This is a genomic window from Enterococcus sp. AZ020 (genome assembly GCF_050499205.1).
Lineage (GTDB): Bacteria > Bacillota > Bacilli > Lactobacillales > Enterococcaceae > Enterococcus_L > Enterococcus_L dunnyi.
Genome location: NZ_JBIPAT010000001.1, coordinates 1690765 through 1708500 on the forward strand (window position 1 = coordinate 1690765; position 17736 = coordinate 1708500).

The 17736-nt window shown below is 30.6% G+C and carries 16 protein-coding genes and 1 pseudogene; all 17 read left to right on the forward strand.

Features of this window, described 5'->3' with window-relative positions:
- Positions 1-131 precede the first annotated feature (131 nt).
- Positions 132-701 (forward strand): antirestriction protein ArdA, encoded by a 570-nt coding sequence (locus IGI58_RS08230; RefSeq protein ID WP_429953844.1) that lies wholly within the window; start codon positions 132-134, stop codon positions 699-701.
- A gap of 158 nt (positions 702-859) precedes the next feature.
- Positions 860-1594: a DUF5986 family protein gene (locus IGI58_RS08235; protein ID WP_429953843.1), complete on the forward strand. Its 735-nt coding sequence runs from the start codon at positions 860-862 to the stop codon at positions 1592-1594.
- 26 nt (positions 1595-1620) lie between these two features.
- Positions 1621-2778 (forward strand): helix-turn-helix domain-containing protein, encoded by a 1158-nt coding sequence (locus IGI58_RS08240; protein ID WP_429953842.1) that lies wholly within the window; start codon positions 1621-1623, stop codon positions 2776-2778.
- Between the two features lie 1136 nt (positions 2779-3914).
- Positions 3915-4251, forward strand: a pseudogene (gene tnpA / locus IGI58_RS08245) (IS200/IS605 family transposase).
- A 311-nt stretch (positions 4252-4562) separates the two neighbouring features.
- Positions 4563-5600: a hypothetical protein gene (locus IGI58_RS08250; RefSeq protein WP_429953841.1), complete on the forward strand. Its 1038-nt coding sequence runs from the start codon at positions 4563-4565 to the stop codon at positions 5598-5600.
- Between the two features lie 134 nt (positions 5601-5734).
- The gene (locus IGI58_RS08255; RefSeq protein WP_429956343.1) at positions 5735-7174 is read left to right on the forward strand and encodes an ANL family adenylate-forming protein; all 1440 of its coding nucleotides are present in this window, start codon (positions 5735-5737) and stop codon (positions 7172-7174) included.
- Positions 7171-7698, forward strand: a complete 528-nt coding sequence (locus IGI58_RS08260; protein ID WP_429953840.1) for a hypothetical protein — start codon at positions 7171-7173, stop codon at positions 7696-7698. The genes IGI58_RS08255 and IGI58_RS08260 overlap by 4 nt, the downstream gene beginning before the upstream one ends.
- A gap of 19 nt (positions 7699-7717) precedes the next feature.
- Positions 7718-8650, forward strand: coding sequence for a hypothetical protein (locus tag IGI58_RS08265; RefSeq protein ID WP_429953839.1), 933 nt, complete (start codon positions 7718-7720; stop codon positions 8648-8650).
- The gene (locus IGI58_RS08270; RefSeq protein ID WP_429953838.1) at positions 8640-9848 is read left to right on the forward strand and encodes a hypothetical protein; all 1209 of its coding nucleotides are present in this window, start codon (positions 8640-8642) and stop codon (positions 9846-9848) included. The genes IGI58_RS08265 and IGI58_RS08270 overlap by 11 nt, the downstream gene beginning before the upstream one ends.
- Positions 9849-10431: 583 nt before the next feature.
- Positions 10432-10752 carry a phosphopantetheine-binding protein gene (locus tag IGI58_RS08275; RefSeq protein ID WP_429953837.1) on the forward strand — a complete coding sequence of 107 codons (321 nt, stop codon included), beginning with the start codon at positions 10432-10434 and terminating at the stop codon, positions 10750-10752.
- A 27-nt stretch (positions 10753-10779) separates the two neighbouring features.
- Entirely contained in the window at positions 10780-11610 is an 831-nt protein-coding gene (locus IGI58_RS08280) for an HAD hydrolase family protein (RefSeq protein ID WP_429953836.1), read from the forward strand.
- The gene (locus tag IGI58_RS08285) at positions 11607-12725 is read left to right on the forward strand and encodes a nucleotidyltransferase family protein (protein WP_429953835.1); all 1119 of its coding nucleotides are present in this window, start codon (positions 11607-11609) and stop codon (positions 12723-12725) included. The genes IGI58_RS08280 and IGI58_RS08285 overlap by 4 nt, the downstream gene beginning before the upstream one ends.
- Before the next feature lie 21 nt (positions 12726-12746).
- Entirely contained in the window at positions 12747-13898 is a 1152-nt protein-coding gene (locus IGI58_RS08290; RefSeq protein ID WP_429953834.1) for an iron-containing alcohol dehydrogenase family protein, read from the forward strand.
- Between the two features lie 25 nt (positions 13899-13923).
- Positions 13924-15543, forward strand: coding sequence for a carbamoyltransferase family protein (locus IGI58_RS08295; protein WP_429953833.1), 1620 nt, complete (start codon positions 13924-13926; stop codon positions 15541-15543).
- A complete protein-coding gene (locus tag IGI58_RS08300; protein ID WP_429953832.1) occupies positions 15531-16499 on the forward strand; it encodes a radical SAM/SPASM domain-containing protein in 969 nt (322 codons plus the stop codon). The genes IGI58_RS08295 and IGI58_RS08300 overlap by 13 nt, the downstream gene beginning before the upstream one ends.
- The gene (locus tag IGI58_RS08305; protein ID WP_429953831.1) at positions 16496-17110 is read left to right on the forward strand and encodes a hypothetical protein; all 615 of its coding nucleotides are present in this window, start codon (positions 16496-16498) and stop codon (positions 17108-17110) included. Before IGI58_RS08300 ends, IGI58_RS08305 begins: the two co-directional genes overlap by 4 nt.
- 4 nt (positions 17111-17114) lie before the next feature.
- Positions 17115-17705: an ATP-binding protein gene (locus IGI58_RS08310; RefSeq protein WP_429953830.1), complete on the forward strand. Its 591-nt coding sequence runs from the start codon at positions 17115-17117 to the stop codon at positions 17703-17705.
- Positions 17706-17736 lie beyond the last annotated feature (31 nt).

Consider the following 17736-nt stretch of genomic DNA (forward strand, 5'->3'; position numbering starts at 1 on the left):
ATTTCAAAATTGAAACGAGATTTTTGAAAACTAAATCAAAAAGCAAGTTCGTAAAGAATGCTTCTTTACAATCTGCACCTCGGCTCTAAACAAAATGGAATGGTTCAAAAAATAATAAGGAGTGGTCAAATATGACTCAACTAGTAACGGAACAAATGATGATGGCGCATGATGGAAAAAGAATGGGAGGTAAAAGTGATTATTGGATATATCTAACTAATTTAAAAGCGTATAATGAAGGGTATTTAGTCGGTGTATATCTTCACTTCCCATTTTCTGATGAAGATTTAGAACAGGCATATAAACAAATTTTAGTTGGAAACGAATTTATAGATGAGTTTGGTTGTTCATATGAAGAATATTTTATCAGTGATTATGATACGCCATTTCAAGTGAGTGAATATAGTTTCCCGCAAAAATTAGCAGAAAAGTATGAGGGCTTGGGAACTTATGAGGACTATCCAAGAAGTGTTATTGAGGTAATAGCAGAACATGAAGGGTGTAGACCTAGTATTTTTGAATTAGATGATAATGTAATGATGTCAAATGATGAGAAACTAGGCTATGTTTTAGTAGAGGAAGCCTTGATTACTGTTCCAGAACATCTAAGGAATTATCTTGATTATGAAGCCATGGGACGAGATTATCAGTTAAATACGGTAAGTACATTTATTGATAATTATTTCATTGAATTTTTATAAAGTTGAAAGACTGGCTCATGCGTGAGTCAGTTTTTTTGTTGTAATATAATAGGAAACGAATAATAAAATACTGTTTTAATAGTGAAATGACGTATAAGGTTGACTTTTTTGAGTATATATGCGAATATGGTTGATAGAAACAGGAAAGGTGGTTTAAAATGAATTTTTCAGAACAAGAGTTAGAATTTTTGGTTAAAGGGTTTACACAAAATAATAAAGATGAATTAGATAATAATGCAATTGAGAACTCATTCGTAACAAGAAATGGAGAATCAGCATATAGTTGGAATTATACATTTGGTGAAATATCAAATGCGGCACTTAAGCATGGGTTGCGATATATTATAGTTGAACGAACTAAAATATGGCAATTTGTAGCTGTAATTTCAAAAGATGGTTCTGAACTAGTTCTATTCTTTAGGGAAAAAAATTTGAATAAAATATTGTCTGAATTTCAAGATAAACCATTTCATTACCTAAATTGTTTGTTAGTAATTAATAAACATTTAGATGGGCAAGAAATTAATCATCAAATGAGTATGTTTGATATTGATGAAACTATTGATGAAACTAGACTATTTGAATCCAAAAAAATGTTACAAGAGGATTTTGAAAAAATAAAAACAGTTTATGTATGTTCTAAGGAAGAAATTTATGGTAATGTTGTTTCTGTATCTCTCAATTTATTAAATAGTATTGGCGAATTAGTTGAAAAAACTGATTTAACAGATTATGGAACCTTCGATTATGTAACTACAGCAGGAATTAATGAGGATAATAAGCCTTCATCTACAATTCCACAATTAAAACAAGGTATTATTGATGACCATAAGAAAGATATAGCAACGGATAAAGACAAAGATGATATTGCAGAAAATGACGAAAGCGATTGATACACATAAATATTGGAGGAAAAAAAATGTTACATTCAGAATTTAATGGTGAACGATTGAAGGAAGCGAGGCTATTTAATCAAAGGACTATTTCTGAAATTGCTGATTTATTAGGTGTAACTAAGCAAATGGTATCAAAGTATGAGAATGGACAATCTAGTCCTAGTCTCGATTCAATATTTCAATTGGTTCAAGAATTAAAATTTCCAAGAGAGTTTTATTTTACTAAAGATAAATATTCTTTGGATTCCAATGGAACATTCTTTAGAAGTAGGTATACTTCGACACAAAAAGAAAAAATACCATCAGAGTATAGTAAAAAATATACGGCAGTAATTAGAGATTATTTAAGTGAATTTTTAGATTTTCCAGAATTAGATTGGACATTGTCTAATAAAGACCTATCACCTACTGGGTATGCTGAATTCATTAGGAGAGAATGGGGGTTAGGGGAGAATCCTATTATAGATGTGATGAATTTGCTAGAAGAAAAGGGCTTCGTTGTTACAACTGTTTCGAATCAGAGTGATAAAGTAGATGCATTTAGTAGTTCGGTAATTATTGAAAATAATAAATATTTTGTTATTTTACTAGAAGGAAATAACTATTCGTTTTATAGACAGCAATTTAGTTTAGCTCACGAACTTGGACACTGGTTAATGCATGAAGGAGTGTACAATCCTCAAGAATTAGATAAGGAGTCATACAAAGAAATGGAAAATGAGGCTAATGAATTTGCGTCAGCATTTTTATTGCCAGAAAAATCATTTAGTAATAATTTGAAGAAAAATTTAAATCAAATTGAGCAATATTTAAATTTAAAAAGATATTGGAATGTTTCAATTTCTATGATGATAATGCGAGCAAAAAATATTGGTTTGATTTCAACAGAAGATTATGTAAAACTACAAAGACAGCTTAATTATAGAGGTTGGAGAAAAGAAGAACCGTTAGATAATATCAAGGCAAGCAAACCAATAGCATTGAAACAAGCAATTCAGCTATTAGTGGAGAATAATATAGTTGAAGGTTATGAAATTCCGCGAGAAATAATGAAAAAATATGGACTAGCATTACCAACTCGAATGATTGAGCAACTAACTGATGTTAAAAGAGGCTATTTAGAATACTCAGCTCCACAAATTGTTAGTTTGGCAGCATTGAAAGAAAAGAAAGCAAAATAACACCTATGACTCGCAGATTTTTAGTGTAAATCCCCACCTTTGGGGTGAAACTTATTCAAATTGTCTGAAATTCAGTGAACAGTGGAAGCAAGAAAAGCCCACGTATTACAGTGTTTTGAAACGTCATGAAACCAAGTATGACCAAACCAGGTCTTAAGAAAGCTCGTAAAGCTTCACAGTTCTCTAAACGTTAATCCTCACTATATCAAGGATTTAAGACACTTTCCATTTTTTTTGGAAGGTGTCTTTTTTTGATTTGGTTACGACTTTTTTGTACTTCGTAACTAATTACTCTTGATTAGCTTATCTATATTCTTCCAAACGTTTAATTGTTTCAATTTTAGTTTGATCATTTGTATGTCCGTAAACGTATCGAATCATATTAGAAGTTTCTGCATGACCGATAAGAGATTTAATAATTAAACCGTCTATTCCTTAATTGAGTAGATCTGAAATAAATTATGATGGATGATCGAAACTCATGTTTTTTCTCTAGCTGATTTAACTTATTATTGAACCAATCTGTATGAAGTGGTTGATTTCTACCGCTTTTTTGATTCACTTAGGTAAATAAACATGATTTGGAAAAGTATGTATCCAGGTCTAGGTATAGAAAATAAAAATTGTTAATAGCTTTCTAAAAAAATGTTTAAGTTTTAAATACTGATCCTTCATAATATATAATTCTATCTCCATTTGATATTTTAATTGTAATATCAAATTGTTAAAACAAAATGAATATTTTTAAAAGTGAGATAGTTCATAATAAAAGGAGTTTTTTTGAATCATATAGCTTGTATAGTTTATGCAAAATGAGCATGGTAAAATCTTTAGTGATACTGATTCATATCAAAATTAAAACAAAAGGAGGTAAACGTCATGAATTGTAAAGCACAATCATAAAAGACTACTTGATAAAAGTAGCATAGAAGTTTTAAGTTATTTTGTGAATTTAGAATAGAGGAGTGAGGCATAAGTGCCTTGCTCTTTTTGTTATATCTATTGAAAACCACCTGCTATACGGCTGGTTCCGAAGAACTTCTAGTGTGGTATTTAATATGAAGTTAGCTTCTCGGAAACAGTATCAACAAGTTTAGGAGATGCTTTTATGAAAAAGAACATAGAAAGTTTATCATATACAAAACCGTCGTCAAATTATCTATGGAAAGTATAAAGTGAGCATTGGTGAGATTATTCGAAAGTTGTGCGAAAGAGTATCGAAATTATAGAGGCGAATACTTATACCAATCATATCTACATGTTGCTAGACTAATTCCTCCAAGGTTAAGTGCTTCTCAGTTATTGGTTATTTGAAAGGAATGAGGAGCTCAATGATATTTGATAGATGTGCGGAAATAAAATATCGTTATGGGAATAAAAAATTTTGGTGTCAAGGCTATAATAGAACGAAGCATGAAACAGATAGAAGAATATATTTGCGATCTGCCTTGAGAAGATCACTTGGCTGACTAATTAACAGTATTTGAAGAAGTATATCCGTTTATTGGACAATAAATAGTAAGAAATAGGAGAAAAATTCTTAAAGTGGCAGTTCCGGCACCCGCTTTTTAAGTGGATAATTACTTGTATTTAACGAATCAGTTAAAATGGATCGAAAACAGTCGTATCTTTGGAGCAAAGATTTGTGGGATTGATTAGTGAAAAAAAGTATTTCTAGAATTTCTTAATAAACTATTAATAAAAAAAAAAATTTTGTGCTTAGCTTAAAGCATTAAAAAAAAGCTGATTTTTTATTAGAATTAGGTTAAAAAGGTGGGGGTAAAATGGACGAAAGGATAAGAATTTTTATTGTATTGTTTTTATGTAAGAAAAAAAAATTTTCTCAAAAAAGCTTATGTGAAGGGATTGTGAGTGAAAGCCATTTTTCAAATATGATATCAGGTAAATATCATCTTGATCAGCAAACATATTTTTTAATATTGGACAGAATGCAAGTATCTAATCATTTTAAAAATTTGAAAATAACTAATGAACTATTTAAATTTTTATTTATTGATAATATTTATGAGGCAATTGAATTATTCTTTAATTGTCAATTTGAGTCAGCAATGGCTAAATTAGAATGCATCAATTTTGATATTTTCTATTTTTTGATTAACAAAATACCTGAATTAATTTCTTCAGAAGATTCTAATGTTATAGAATTAGTTTTTTGTTTAAAAAATTTTTATGAGGGAACATTTACTTATAATGAATTGCTTATAAGAAAAAAAAAATGTGTAGATAGCTTGAAGGAGGAAATGAATCGGTATGTTGAACAAACTATAAGTATTATGGCAATTTTAAACAAAGGTGACAATGAAGTTGGAGATAGAGTATATGAACTAGGTGATAACCAAGAGCAAATTGTGTCATTTATCATGGATTCTATGTTAAAAGAAAATTTTGCTCATAGCATAGAACTGATTGATAAGAATGAGGAGAAATTGCCCAAAGACAATTTCTTAAAAATTATTAAGAGTTTTTGTTTGTTGGAGACTCAAGAAAAAGAACTTGCAAAAAAGGAATTAGATAAAATTAATGGAATCATCTACAATAAAACGTTAGAGCACATCTATATGTATTGTAATGTTAATTTAGAAAAAAATATTAATTTTTTACACTACGAAGAAACAATGCTTCTGTGTGGTAGTGTTTTTTGTAATAATCATGCATATGTGTATCAAAAAGCTGTTATTAGAAAATTAGCATATTTCTATTTTGAACATCGAAGATACAAAAAAGCAGCTGAATGCTTAATAAAATCAGAAAAGCTGACCACATATACAATTTATGACGAAAAATTATTCAGTGGTAAGTAAAATTTCTTGAAGTAAATAGGGCTATAAATTTTAATTCACTTGGAGCGGAAGGGCTAAAATAGATCCTATTTATTGATAAATAAAGTATTAAAGTAATTTAGAGAGGAGAAAACGATATTCTTTATAAAAGTGTAATTGAAAATGCAAAAAATGATCCTGAGAAAATTATTTTTCAGTCGGAGAAAAAGAAACTAACAAATAGAGATTTATATGAAAAAGTTCAAAGTTGTATGGATTATTTGAATGCTTGCAAGGTATTTAATCAAAAGATTCTAATTGAATTTTTTGATGAGATCGAAATAATTCCTATGTTGATAGCTACAATTACTTTAGGAATCAATATCTGTTTAGTAGATTTGAAAAGAGAAAACAAGTCGAAAAATCAACGTATAGCTATTTTTCGGCCAGATATAATTATCACAGACAGAGGAAAAGTATCAGTTCATAACGAGTTTCCAATTGAGTGGATTTATTCTTCAAAATATGTGACAAATAAAGCTGGAAGTAAATCCTGCACTGAAGATAGGCTAGTACTGACCATTTTTACTTCAGGTTCTACAGGAGTCCCCAAAGGGATTAAAATAATGAAGTCTAATATCTATTTTTGTATTGAATCTATTTTAAAGATACTGAAGCTAAGTTCAGAGGATAAGATTGGTCTATTTCTTCCGATTACATTTGATTATGGGTTGTATCATATTTTTTTTGCAGTAATTAAAAATTGCAGACTGGAATTTTTTTCCGAAGAGTATTCAGAGTTTGCTTTGCTGTCTTTTATTTTAGAGAGAAAAATAACTTTTCTGCCATCATTACCTAAAACGACAACCAATTTGATTTGGCTGGCAAAAAGAAATAAATGGTTAAATTTATTATCATTAAAAACGATAACGAACACAGGGGAATATTTATCTCCTTCAATACAGGAACTAATTTGGAAACAAAATCCAAATTTAAATATTTATTTTATGTACGGTATTACAGAGTGTAAGAGAGTTTCTATTTTAACTCCGGAAGAATTCAAATTCAAACCAAATTCTGTAGGAAAACCTTTGCCAGGAACAAAAGCTTATGTGTTAAATCATGAATCAAATAAATTAAGTGAACATGGGTATGGCGAATTAGTGATAGAAGGACCAAGTGTTACATCTGGGTATTTATCAGATGTAACAAAGGAAGAAACTACCCACTATTTTGAGGTTGAGAATACGCGATATTTTAGGACTGGAGACCAATTTTATATTGATCAGCAAGGTTACTTATTCTTTAAAGGCCGCAATTCGGGGTTTATCAAATATAACGGTTATCGTATTGATCCACTTGAAATAGAATCAATAGCAATGAAAACCCCTAAAGTGGTTTTCGCAAAAGTATTTACACTTGATGACCACTTTTTTTTGGTCTATCAAGGAGAATGTTCAGAAGAAATCCTAAGAGATGGATTAAAACTTAAGCTTGATAAGTACAAAATCCCTAAAGTGTTAAAAATAAAAAAAATGCCACTGACTTCTAACCGGAAAATAGATTTCTTAAAGCTTAAAAAATATTGTGCTGAATTGGAGAACCTTACTGAATGAAGAGTATAAATATATCAAAACATTTTAATAATAAAGCCTATCAGAAAAATGATCTTGATAATGAGGCTATGTTAACTTTATTGGGAACTGCTTTTCCTTATCCTAAAAATAGATTTAGCAATAGATCAGATTATAAAATTTGCTATGATGAAGAATTAGATAATTTTGAAGCGGTAAATAATATTATTAAAATTGAAGTAAAAGAAAAATTTAATTGCATGGGAATCATAGCTTTGGGTTTGTATGGTGATTATGTAGAAAAAGTCGTTGTTGGATCAGACAGGGGAGAGTATGAAGTAGAAGTGAATTTTCCGAATTTTAGCAGAACATCTGTCCAGTTTGAAAATACTTCTATTTTTTACACAACAAAATATGTTATTTCCCAATATCCAGAAGCAAGAAAAATCGATCAACAGGCTTCTGTTTTTGAGATGAAAGTACCTTTAGATTCAGAATGTAAAATAAACTATATAAAGTTACCAGATAATTTATGTGTTCGAATTTTTGCAATCACATTATTTTAAAAAAAGAGGGGTAGATTAAATGTTACAAGAGCCGCAGTTTAATTGTTTCGAAATGCTTTTAGCAGAAAAATTAAAGGCTATGAATTATGAATTTAAAAACTTTTTTTGGAGAGCTGGTTTGGAATACGGAAAACAAAGTCACTCTAGTTTATTCACAATTGCTACCCAAGATCATTATTATGATTACTATTTCTTGAACTATTTTGGCATACTTCTTGAAGAAAAAATTAATCCTACTATTGAAACGGAAATTGAGCAGAATGGGAGTTATATAATTAAACTGGATTATTTTTTTCTAAATTACTGTAATATGTATCAAAAAGAGCATCATATTCATGCATTCATAATAGATATCAATGAAGATCTAGTTTCTATTCAGGATAATTACTTTGGCTGTGAGAAAATCATTGAAAAGGAAACCTTGCGATCATGGTGGAATTATTCCCAAGAATTTGTCAAATGTAAATTCGTTCGAATGGAAGTAATAGATGAGACAGCACGAAAAGAGATTAGCACGTTAGAGGCATTACAACATAATATAAAATTGATGACGGACCAGAATATATATCAGTCCTATGGAGATTATCAGTTTAGTTATGGATTCGAGGCTTTAGAAAAAATTATAACAGATATTTTAAAAGCGATAGAGAACAAAGATTTTCACAGACTAGATAGCTTCTCAGAAGGAGTTGATACGATTCGAAGAAGTAGAAAACAGGCAGCAGATTTTTTTGAACTTAGAGGTGAAGCAAAAATTCGCTCTCTCTATCTTAAGATTTATACTAAATGGTCAAATGTATTTATGTCTATTTTAAAAATAATCGTATCAACTCATATTCAAGAAGAGATTTATGACACAATGGAGCGACTATTGAAAGAAATAACAGCAATGGAACACGACGCAGTGGATTTTTTTAAAGAAAGGGTCAAAGAGCTAACAAATGAATTTTGAAAAAGTGATCGAAAACTATGGTAGCCCTGTGTATATCTATAATTTGAATGCGATTTCAAAAGCATATACACAGTTGAAAAGAATTTTGCCAAAAGATAGTACTATTTTATATTCAGTGAAATGCAATAACAATCCCGGGGTAATTAGGCATTTAAATAAGTTAGGCAGTCACTTCGAAGTTGCAAATAAAGAAGAATTTATGCTGTTAATAAAAAATAGTGTAGAGCCTAGCAAAATTCTGTTTACTTCTCCGTCAAAAACTTATAAAGAAGTACATTATATGATTTGTCATGGACTTAGTCTGATTTCGTGCGAGTCTATTCTAGAATTTGAAATGCTCAATCATCTTTGTGTGTCATTAAATAAAAAGATTGGTATTTTTATTAGATTAAACATTTCTTCAAAAAATAGTCATTCATCGTTAAAAATGGGCGGCAGTTCGAGTCAATTTGGCATAGATCTCGAGTTTTTTTTAGAAAATATAGATAGGTTTAAATCGGAAAACGTTACGGTGAATGGTATACACAGTTTTTTTGGTAGTAATATTATAGATTTGAATGAAATAGTCTCAAATGTAGAAGCGATAGTGGAGACAGGAAATAAAATTGAGCGTATGGGGATTTCTTTACAGATGCTAGATTTAGGTGGTGGATTTCCAGCTCCGTATGCTAGTAATGATCATGCTTTTGAACTCACTCCTCTAAAAGAAAAGCTTGAAAAATGTTTTATGAAGATTGATAATCGAAAAAGTAAGAAATGTTTCTTTGAGTCTGGTAGATATTTAACTGCTGAATCCGGGACTATTTTAGGCAGCATTTTGTATAAAAAAGTGAGCAAAGGTATACCGTATTTGATTTCAGACATTGGAATACATTGTTTGAACGGTTTTTCTGGAAGTAGGAGAACACTTCCGCCTAAAAATGATATCAATTTTAGGAATAGTAGCTGGGGGGAACATTGTTATAGATTAGTCGGGCCGTCATGCTCTCCTTTGGATATCGTTAATTCTCGCGTTGAAACGTCAAGAGAAATTTACTCGGGAGACTTATTTTATATAAAAAATGTTGGAGCATACGGCTTATCTTCCAGTTTACTCAATTTTTTAAGTAGAGAAGTACCTAAAGAGATTTGCTTTTACAATAATCAAGTTGTTTCTGTTTCTCAGACTATCATTGAAAAAAGTGAGATTGAATTTTAATTAGGTATTTTATATTGTTTGGATGCTAATGATCTAAAGTATAGGTTGTTTCATGCTATCTTTAAAAGACAAAAGAGTTTAGTTAACAGCTCAAAAAATGTAATTATGTTAAATAAATTTTTGAAAACAAAGATAATCTAGTTTCCTTTTTTTTAATACTTTATAATAGAAGATGATATTAATCAGTATCAGTTTTTGAACAAGGAGGACGAAATTATGAGATTTAATTCAAAAAAAGAAATGAAACTTTGTATGTAAGAAGCTGAGTACAAGTATGTTATGTGATGAAATAGAAAACTGAAATATTTTTATGAACTATAGTAGCAAACGGTCATTAAATTATGATGGTTTGCTGCTATAGTTTTTTTACGAACAGAATATAAGATATTTTATGAAAAGTGTAAAACAAAATAGGTGTTTAAAATACGTTTTTATATGTATGATAAAAATAATCTTTTGACCTTTATCTAAACTATTAACTTCAGTATCTGTTTTTACTATAATCGTTAGTAATCAAATTCTTTCTTGGGTGGGAAAGGCTTTGGTAAAAAAATTAAATAATTAGTATAGTGAAATACCAAAAATGATATGGATACTTAAGGGAGATGATGCCAGACAAAAGATAAATATTATAGGTTTTGAAGCCAAAAATGTAGATTGGAGTTATAAAGTGGAAAAAAAATTGGAACATATCATAAATAATTATTTATATGAAGACATTAAAGAAATTCAAAAGAGTGAAAGTTTAAGAAGACTCGGGTTAGATTCCATGGCTTCAATTGAGCTTTTAATTTCAATTGAAACTGAATTTGATATTCAAATTCCTGATAGTTATTTAGTTCCTGGAACATTTGAAAATTTTGAGAAGCTTAAAGAGACGATTGAGAGCATACTACTGTCTTGACCAAAAGTTTTGAAAAGAGGAGAAGAGTTGAAGGAAATTGAAAAAATAAAATACTGTTTTTTTGATATTGATGGAACGATGATTACAAAAGCAAATAATAATGTACAGCCAGTTTTAAGAAGGATAGATCAGTTAAAAAAATTAGGGATTATCTCTATTATTATCAGTGGACGAGAATACGATAGTCTAGAAGAATTTGTCAAAAAGAATCAAACAGGTCAATATTTTTATGAGAAATCTTTGGGACAGTTTGGAAATATTATCTATTCAGAAAGTGGAAAAAATCAATTTATTCGCAGAATCAATTCGGAAAGTGTAGAAAAAATAATTACGTTTGTTACTAAAAAAGGATATGATTATGCAATTGTCTGTTCAGAACACATCTATATTGTAAATAAAAAAAGTAGAATAAAATATCAAATGGTTTTTCAAGTGGCTTCAAGTAGACTAGTCGAGGTATCAAGTGATTTACTTGAAAAAAAGCTAAGAGGAGAAGCTGTATTAAGTATTTATATATTTCCCAACACACCGCTTAATTTGGAATGTTTAGAGGTAGCAGGTGTGGGTATGAGACAGTATAGAAAACTTAACACTGTAAGGATTTTTCCTGAAATAACAAAAAAAGAAGGGGCATCAAAGTTTCTTTTTTCAGAATTTAAGGAATCTACATTTCAGAATACGATGTTCTTTGGGAATGATAAAGATGACGTTGAATTGTTAGAAGCAGCTAGTGTTGGAGTTAGTGTTAGAGAGTCAGAAGTTGAGGCAGTAGCAGCTTCTAATATTTCCTTAACAGGAGAATTAGTTTGTTTTTTAGATTCATTTATTGAAAAATTAATCAATTGGAGAAAAATATGAAAATCAATGAAATGAGAAAAGAATATAGATTAGTTACTTTGTTGGCTAAATATTATTTAGATGAGGAAGAAGAGTTTGAACTAATTCATTTGATGGAGAATGGATTGGATTGGTCTGTTGTTTTAGGCCAGTTAGCAATGCATCGAATTTTCGGTATTTCTTGGGCAACTGTAAAGAAATACTGTTTTAAAAAAGAAAACTTTTTGTGTTCATATGATCGATTTATAACGATTTTAGATCAGGAAAACAAATTATTGCAAAGTATCAACAGTGCACAAGAAGAACAAACGCTTAGGATTACCCAAAAAATGACTGAAGAAGCGATTGAATATGTTTTAGTCAAAGGTATTGCCCTAGCTGAATATGGGTATCCGGAAGATATATATAGAAGTTTTAATGATAATGATATTCTTGTTAAACAAAAAGATCTAGATGCTATTGTCAGAATTGCTAAAGATGAAGGATATGTTTTTGGGAAAAAGGACTATATTCATAATGGTATTAAGGAAGCTTCTAGAAAAGCAGTATTAATGAGGCCTCTGTCTTCTCATGAAATCTATCCCTTGATTAAGCAAGTGGATAATGAGTATCTGAATTATCATATTCTGGACTTTCAATTTTCGTTGGACTTATTTTCAACCAACAGAACAGATGAATATGTAAACAAGATGCATGACAGTCGATTTTTATATGTTGAAAAAAAAGATATGAAGTCTTTTTTTTCATTGAGTTTAATCGATTTACTTCTTTTCGTCTGTATCCATTTTTATAAAGAAGCTGTATCACTGGAAAAAGTTAAGACATACAAAGATTTGGCGTTGTATAAGCTTTGTGATGTTCACATTTTGATTCATAAAGTATTGAAAGAAAAAAAACTAGATTCTTTTCTCGCCAGAGTGAAAGAATTTCAAGTATCTGATGAAGTACTCTATGCCTTTTCAATTTGTAATGACTTCTTTGGTTTAAAGGACCCTTCAATTTTAGAGCTAATAAAAGAATATCCATCCGATAAGACACATGAATTGTATTCTTTTGATGGAAAAACAAAAATAATTGATTCCTTGCATATTGGAGAACGTATTTTTGACTTTAATCGTATGGAAAGATATCAATAATTCAGAAAGGAATGAGGCACTATGATACATGATTTTAAGTACCATTTACCTGTGGAGGTGCACTTTAAAAAAGGGATTTTGAAAGAGATTTTAGAATATACAAACAGGCTGGATATGTCTACTATTTTAATTCTGACAAATGAAGAAGTTAGCAAAAAAAAATGGTTTGAAGAGATGAGAGAAAAATTGTGTAAGTATAGCATCCGCGTAGATGTTTGTCCTAATGTAGTATGTGAACCTACAGATCAATCTATTAACGCAATTGCAGAATTATTTATGGATTGCTCTTATGATGGAATCATTGGCATAGGCGGTGGCAGTTGTTTGGATTCAGCAAAAGCAGTCAATATATTGTTGAGTGCTAAAGCCAATAATATTGAAGACTATCTCGTCCCCAACTCAACTTTGGCCGAGAAAAAAATTCCTATGATTTTGATTCCGACGACTGCAGGTACTGGCGCTGAAATTACCAGAGGAACTGTACTATATAATGAACAACATAAAATTAAGCGAGGATTTAGTAACGGAGGATGCTTTGCAGATATCGCATTAATTGATCCACTAGTAGCAAAAACGTTGAAGAAAGAACAGATCGCTGCCTCTGGAGTAGATGCTTTGTCTCATGCACTAGAATCTTATCTTGTTAATGATAAGCATGAAATTTGTCGTCTATTCTCAATCTCTGCACTAAAGCTTATTACTATGAATCTTGAAAAACTATATCAAAATAATCAGAATGAAGAAGCTGCAGAAAATATGTTTTTGGCAGGATTGCTAGCAACGATGTCTTTCGCAACTGGTGTGGGTTTGACCTTTTCACATCATATAAGTGATGTCTTGGGACCGACATATAAAATACCGCATGGTTTTGCGAGTGTATTCACTTTAGTAGAAACGATAAAGCAACTTCGTTCTAAGGATAAGCAGATCGATGAAAAAATGAAGAATCTTGAGATTGCAATCGGTAATAGTTGTATTGAACAGACTTTGATAGAAATGTTTGGGAATTTGCAGATTCCACATTTTACTGAGTATGCTAGTTCTATCAATCAAATAGAACTAGATAGTTTATATAACAAAATAAATTCAAGTGATTACAGAGGTGTAGCTTTGGAAAACAAAGAATTAAAGCTTGTCCTGAGAAAGTGTTTGCAGAAAGAAAAAGTCCAATAACGGTAAATTAAAAAAGGAGGGAACTATGAAAATAATTGGTTTTGGAGGATCAACTCATGATTTTTCAGTTTGTTTAGTTGAAAATGGAGAAGTTAAAATTGCGATTGAGGAAGAGCGATTGACGAAAAAAAAATATGGATATGGCTGTGATTTACGAGAGAATCTGGCTTATAAATATGTTCTTGAAAAAACGAATACTAAAGAAGACGAAATTGACTATTTTGTCAGTAATGATTTATTGAATAAGGACTATTTTGATTGTGTAAAAGGGAAGATAGATCAACTTTATAATCATCACTATACCCATGCAGCAAGTGCATTTTATGAATCTGAATTTGAAGATGCAGCTATTTTGGTGATTGATCACAGTGGCAGTCTCATAAAGGACCCAAAAGGGCTGTCAACTGAGACTATCTCATATTATAGAGGGACAAAAAATGGAATTACACTTATGGATAGAGTGAGTGGTGATGGTGAGATAAAAAATGGGGTTGTAAAAAAACCGAATAATTCAATAGGTTATTTTTATTCCATGATAGCAAAAATGCTCGGATGTCAAAGCATGGGTGGAGATAATAAGATTCACAGTGAATCAGGAAAATTGATGGGCCTATCTTCTTATGGGAAACCGGTATATAAAAAGGATTTTGAGCATTTTATTCATTTTGAACAAGGACAGGTAGAGATTGAAATTGAGAATATCAGGCAGTACGTAGCGAAAGTTTTAGCTGAAACTAAAAGTGAGCAGGAAACTAAAACGAACTTGGCTGCTACTGCTCAGAAGATCTTGGAAGATTTAGTAGTTAAATGTGCAGATTATTTATATGAAATTACTAAAAGTAAAAACATATGTATTGCTGGAGGTGTTGGGTTAAACGGATTAGCTAATCAGAAAATCTTAACGGACACAAAATTCGAAAATATCTTTATTTCCCCCGCAGCAAACGATGCTGGAACCTCAATAGGAGCCGCATTATCAATGTTTTACGAAAAAAATAATAGCTCAAAAAAAGGGCTGAAAAATAATTTTTATGGTTTCTCGTACAATCATGAAGAAATAGAGCAAAGCTTGGAAGAACAGCAAGATAAAATTTTTTACAGTAAATTAGCTAACTGTGAAAAACTTGCAGCAAAACTCATAAAGGAAAATAGGATTATTGCTTGGTATCAAGGAGGCTCTGAATTTGGACCCAGAAGTTTAGGCAATAGAAGTATATTGGCAAATCCTTGTAACCCAAAAATGAAGGATATTTTAAATAATAGAGTAAAGTTTAGAGAAAGCTATCGGCCATTTGCTCCAGCAGTGATGGCAGAACACGAAAAAGAATATTTTGGAATGATAAAAAACAATGAGTATATGCTACTAATTCCGGAGACAAACGAAGAAGTGATTTCTCGAATACCTTCTGTGGTTCATATTGACGGAACAGCGAGAGTACAATCTGTAACGAAAACGTTCAATCCACAATTTTATTCAATTATACAGGAATTTTATAAACTTTCTGGGATTCCTATTGTGTTAAATACATCATTTAACATTAAAGGGCGTCCTATTTGTGAAAGTCCGCAGGATGCAGTTGATTGTTTTTTAGAGTCAGATATTGATTATTTATTTATGGGGAATTATTTAGTATGGAAAATTTAAAGAAGCAAGAAAAAGCTATGTTGAGAAATGATGGAAAGCTTGAAAATAATAAAAAATTTACAGAATTTTCTGACTTTCCAGAATATATAGAGATTCAATTTTCTGGAAAGTGTAATGCTTTTTGTAAGGTATGTCCACATCCGCAAGTTAGAAAAGAAATACCTCTCGGGAAAATGGAAGTTCAACTGATTGATCAAATTTTAGAAGAATGTCAGCATTATCGACATAAAATTATCAATATTGAACCTTATTTGAATAATGAACCTTTTTTGGATAGAGATTTTTTAAAAACACTAAGAAAAATAAAAAAAATAGGTTGTAATGTAGAAGTTTCAAGTAATCTTTCGATTCTTACCTACGAAACAATCGATGCTATTGTAGAAGAAGAACTTATCAGCGAACTAAGGTGTAGTATTTTTGGCTTTTTTTATGAGACATATCAGTCAATTATGGGACTGGACTACATCAATACATGGAATAATTTCTTTTATCTTCTGAAAAAAGTAAAGCAGAAAAAATCACTAATGACTATTCAATTCACCATGATAGATAAAGCTGGCTTAATAAGCCAAGAAGAAATTACAGTTGCAAGAAAATACTTTAAAGAGTTGGGAGTAAAATTTAAAGTTTATCCATATTTAGATCGCGCTGAAAATAACGGTAGTAAAAATGAAAAGGTGTTTTTAGAAAATAAATATAAAGTTGTCGGTTGTAAATCGGATTATTTGAAAAATCGATTGGCAATTAATTACGATGGTACAGTATCGTTATGTTGTCAGGATTGGAGAAGGCAAGTGATTATTGGTGATTTGAAAACCCAAACTATAAAAGAAATATGGGATTCAAAAAAAGTTAATAGTATAAGAGAGCAAATGTATGGAGAAACAGATCCAGCGAAAGCCTTTTTTTGTCAAAAGTGTGAATTAGCTTTATTGGAACAGGTGAAGGTAAGATGAGAATTATTTTAGAAGGAGTAACAGGATCTGGAAAATCAAGTGTTTTCAAAGAATTAAAGTTGAAACTAATAAAACCAAATATACTGTTGCTATCAGAGTATTATACACTTAGAACATTTGAAACAATGGCCGATAAATCTGAGTATGTATTTGATCAGCTTTTAAGTTTCATAGAGCACCAAGATCAGCTTTTTTTTGAAGCGCAACTAGATAAAACATCGAATGGACAGCAACAGAAAATTAGTGTCTGTTTTGAAGGATTTCATCTAAATGCTTATTCACGAGGTTTAATTTCGGAAGAAGAATTTATAAGAATCGATCAACGAGTAAAGAAACTTGGATTTAAAACAGTGTTTTTTGAACTACCCGAAACATCGCTGGAAAAACGATGTATTGAGGAAACCTTAATGTATAGGAAGAGCGGATGGAAAAATTACATTGAAGCTTTAGGTGGAAATGAAAAGGCCCTAAAAATTTTTACAGAAAGACAGCTATTGATGCAGGAAAAACTACAAGGAAATGTGGGTGAAGGTTTGAGAATCGACACCAGTGGGAAAGATTGGAAAAACTATACAGAGATAATTCTTTCAATGTGTGACACAAGGAAGTGACTAAATGAAAATAATGATGTTATCAGGTATAACTGGTTCGGGAAAATCTACTTTATTTAAAAAAATGATGACAGAATGTAAAAAATTAAATTTTTCATCTGTATTTTTTTTATCCGCTTATCACTCTCAAAATGCATATAAGGACTTAGAAAAAAGTTTGCAGGAGTTTTATGAAACTATAGAGGAATTTCTTGCAATACTTGAACGGATGGAAGGAAAAAAAGAGATAGGTCTGCTTTTGGAAAATTCCATGAGTAACAGTTTTATAGAAAATGAGGTAACGAAAGAATTAGAAGAGCGGGTACTAGATAGTTTAAGAAAGCATGATACAAAACAAGTATTATTGCAGATGGACGAAGATTATATAGAAGAGAGATCTGTATTGTTAACAAAGAAGTACCGGGCCCCAGCATGGCATGCTTATCTAGATTCGTTACATCTTAATACCCAAGAATTAACTCAGATGTTTAAAGAAAAACAGAGTAAGTTAAAACAGGTGCATGCAGAAAATAACTTAGAGGGTTTTATACTGAACACTACCGCTATGGAATGGCAAGACTATGTAGATAAAATAATAGATTTTTGGCAGTCTTGATTTTACTATAGACAATGACTGTAAATCTAGA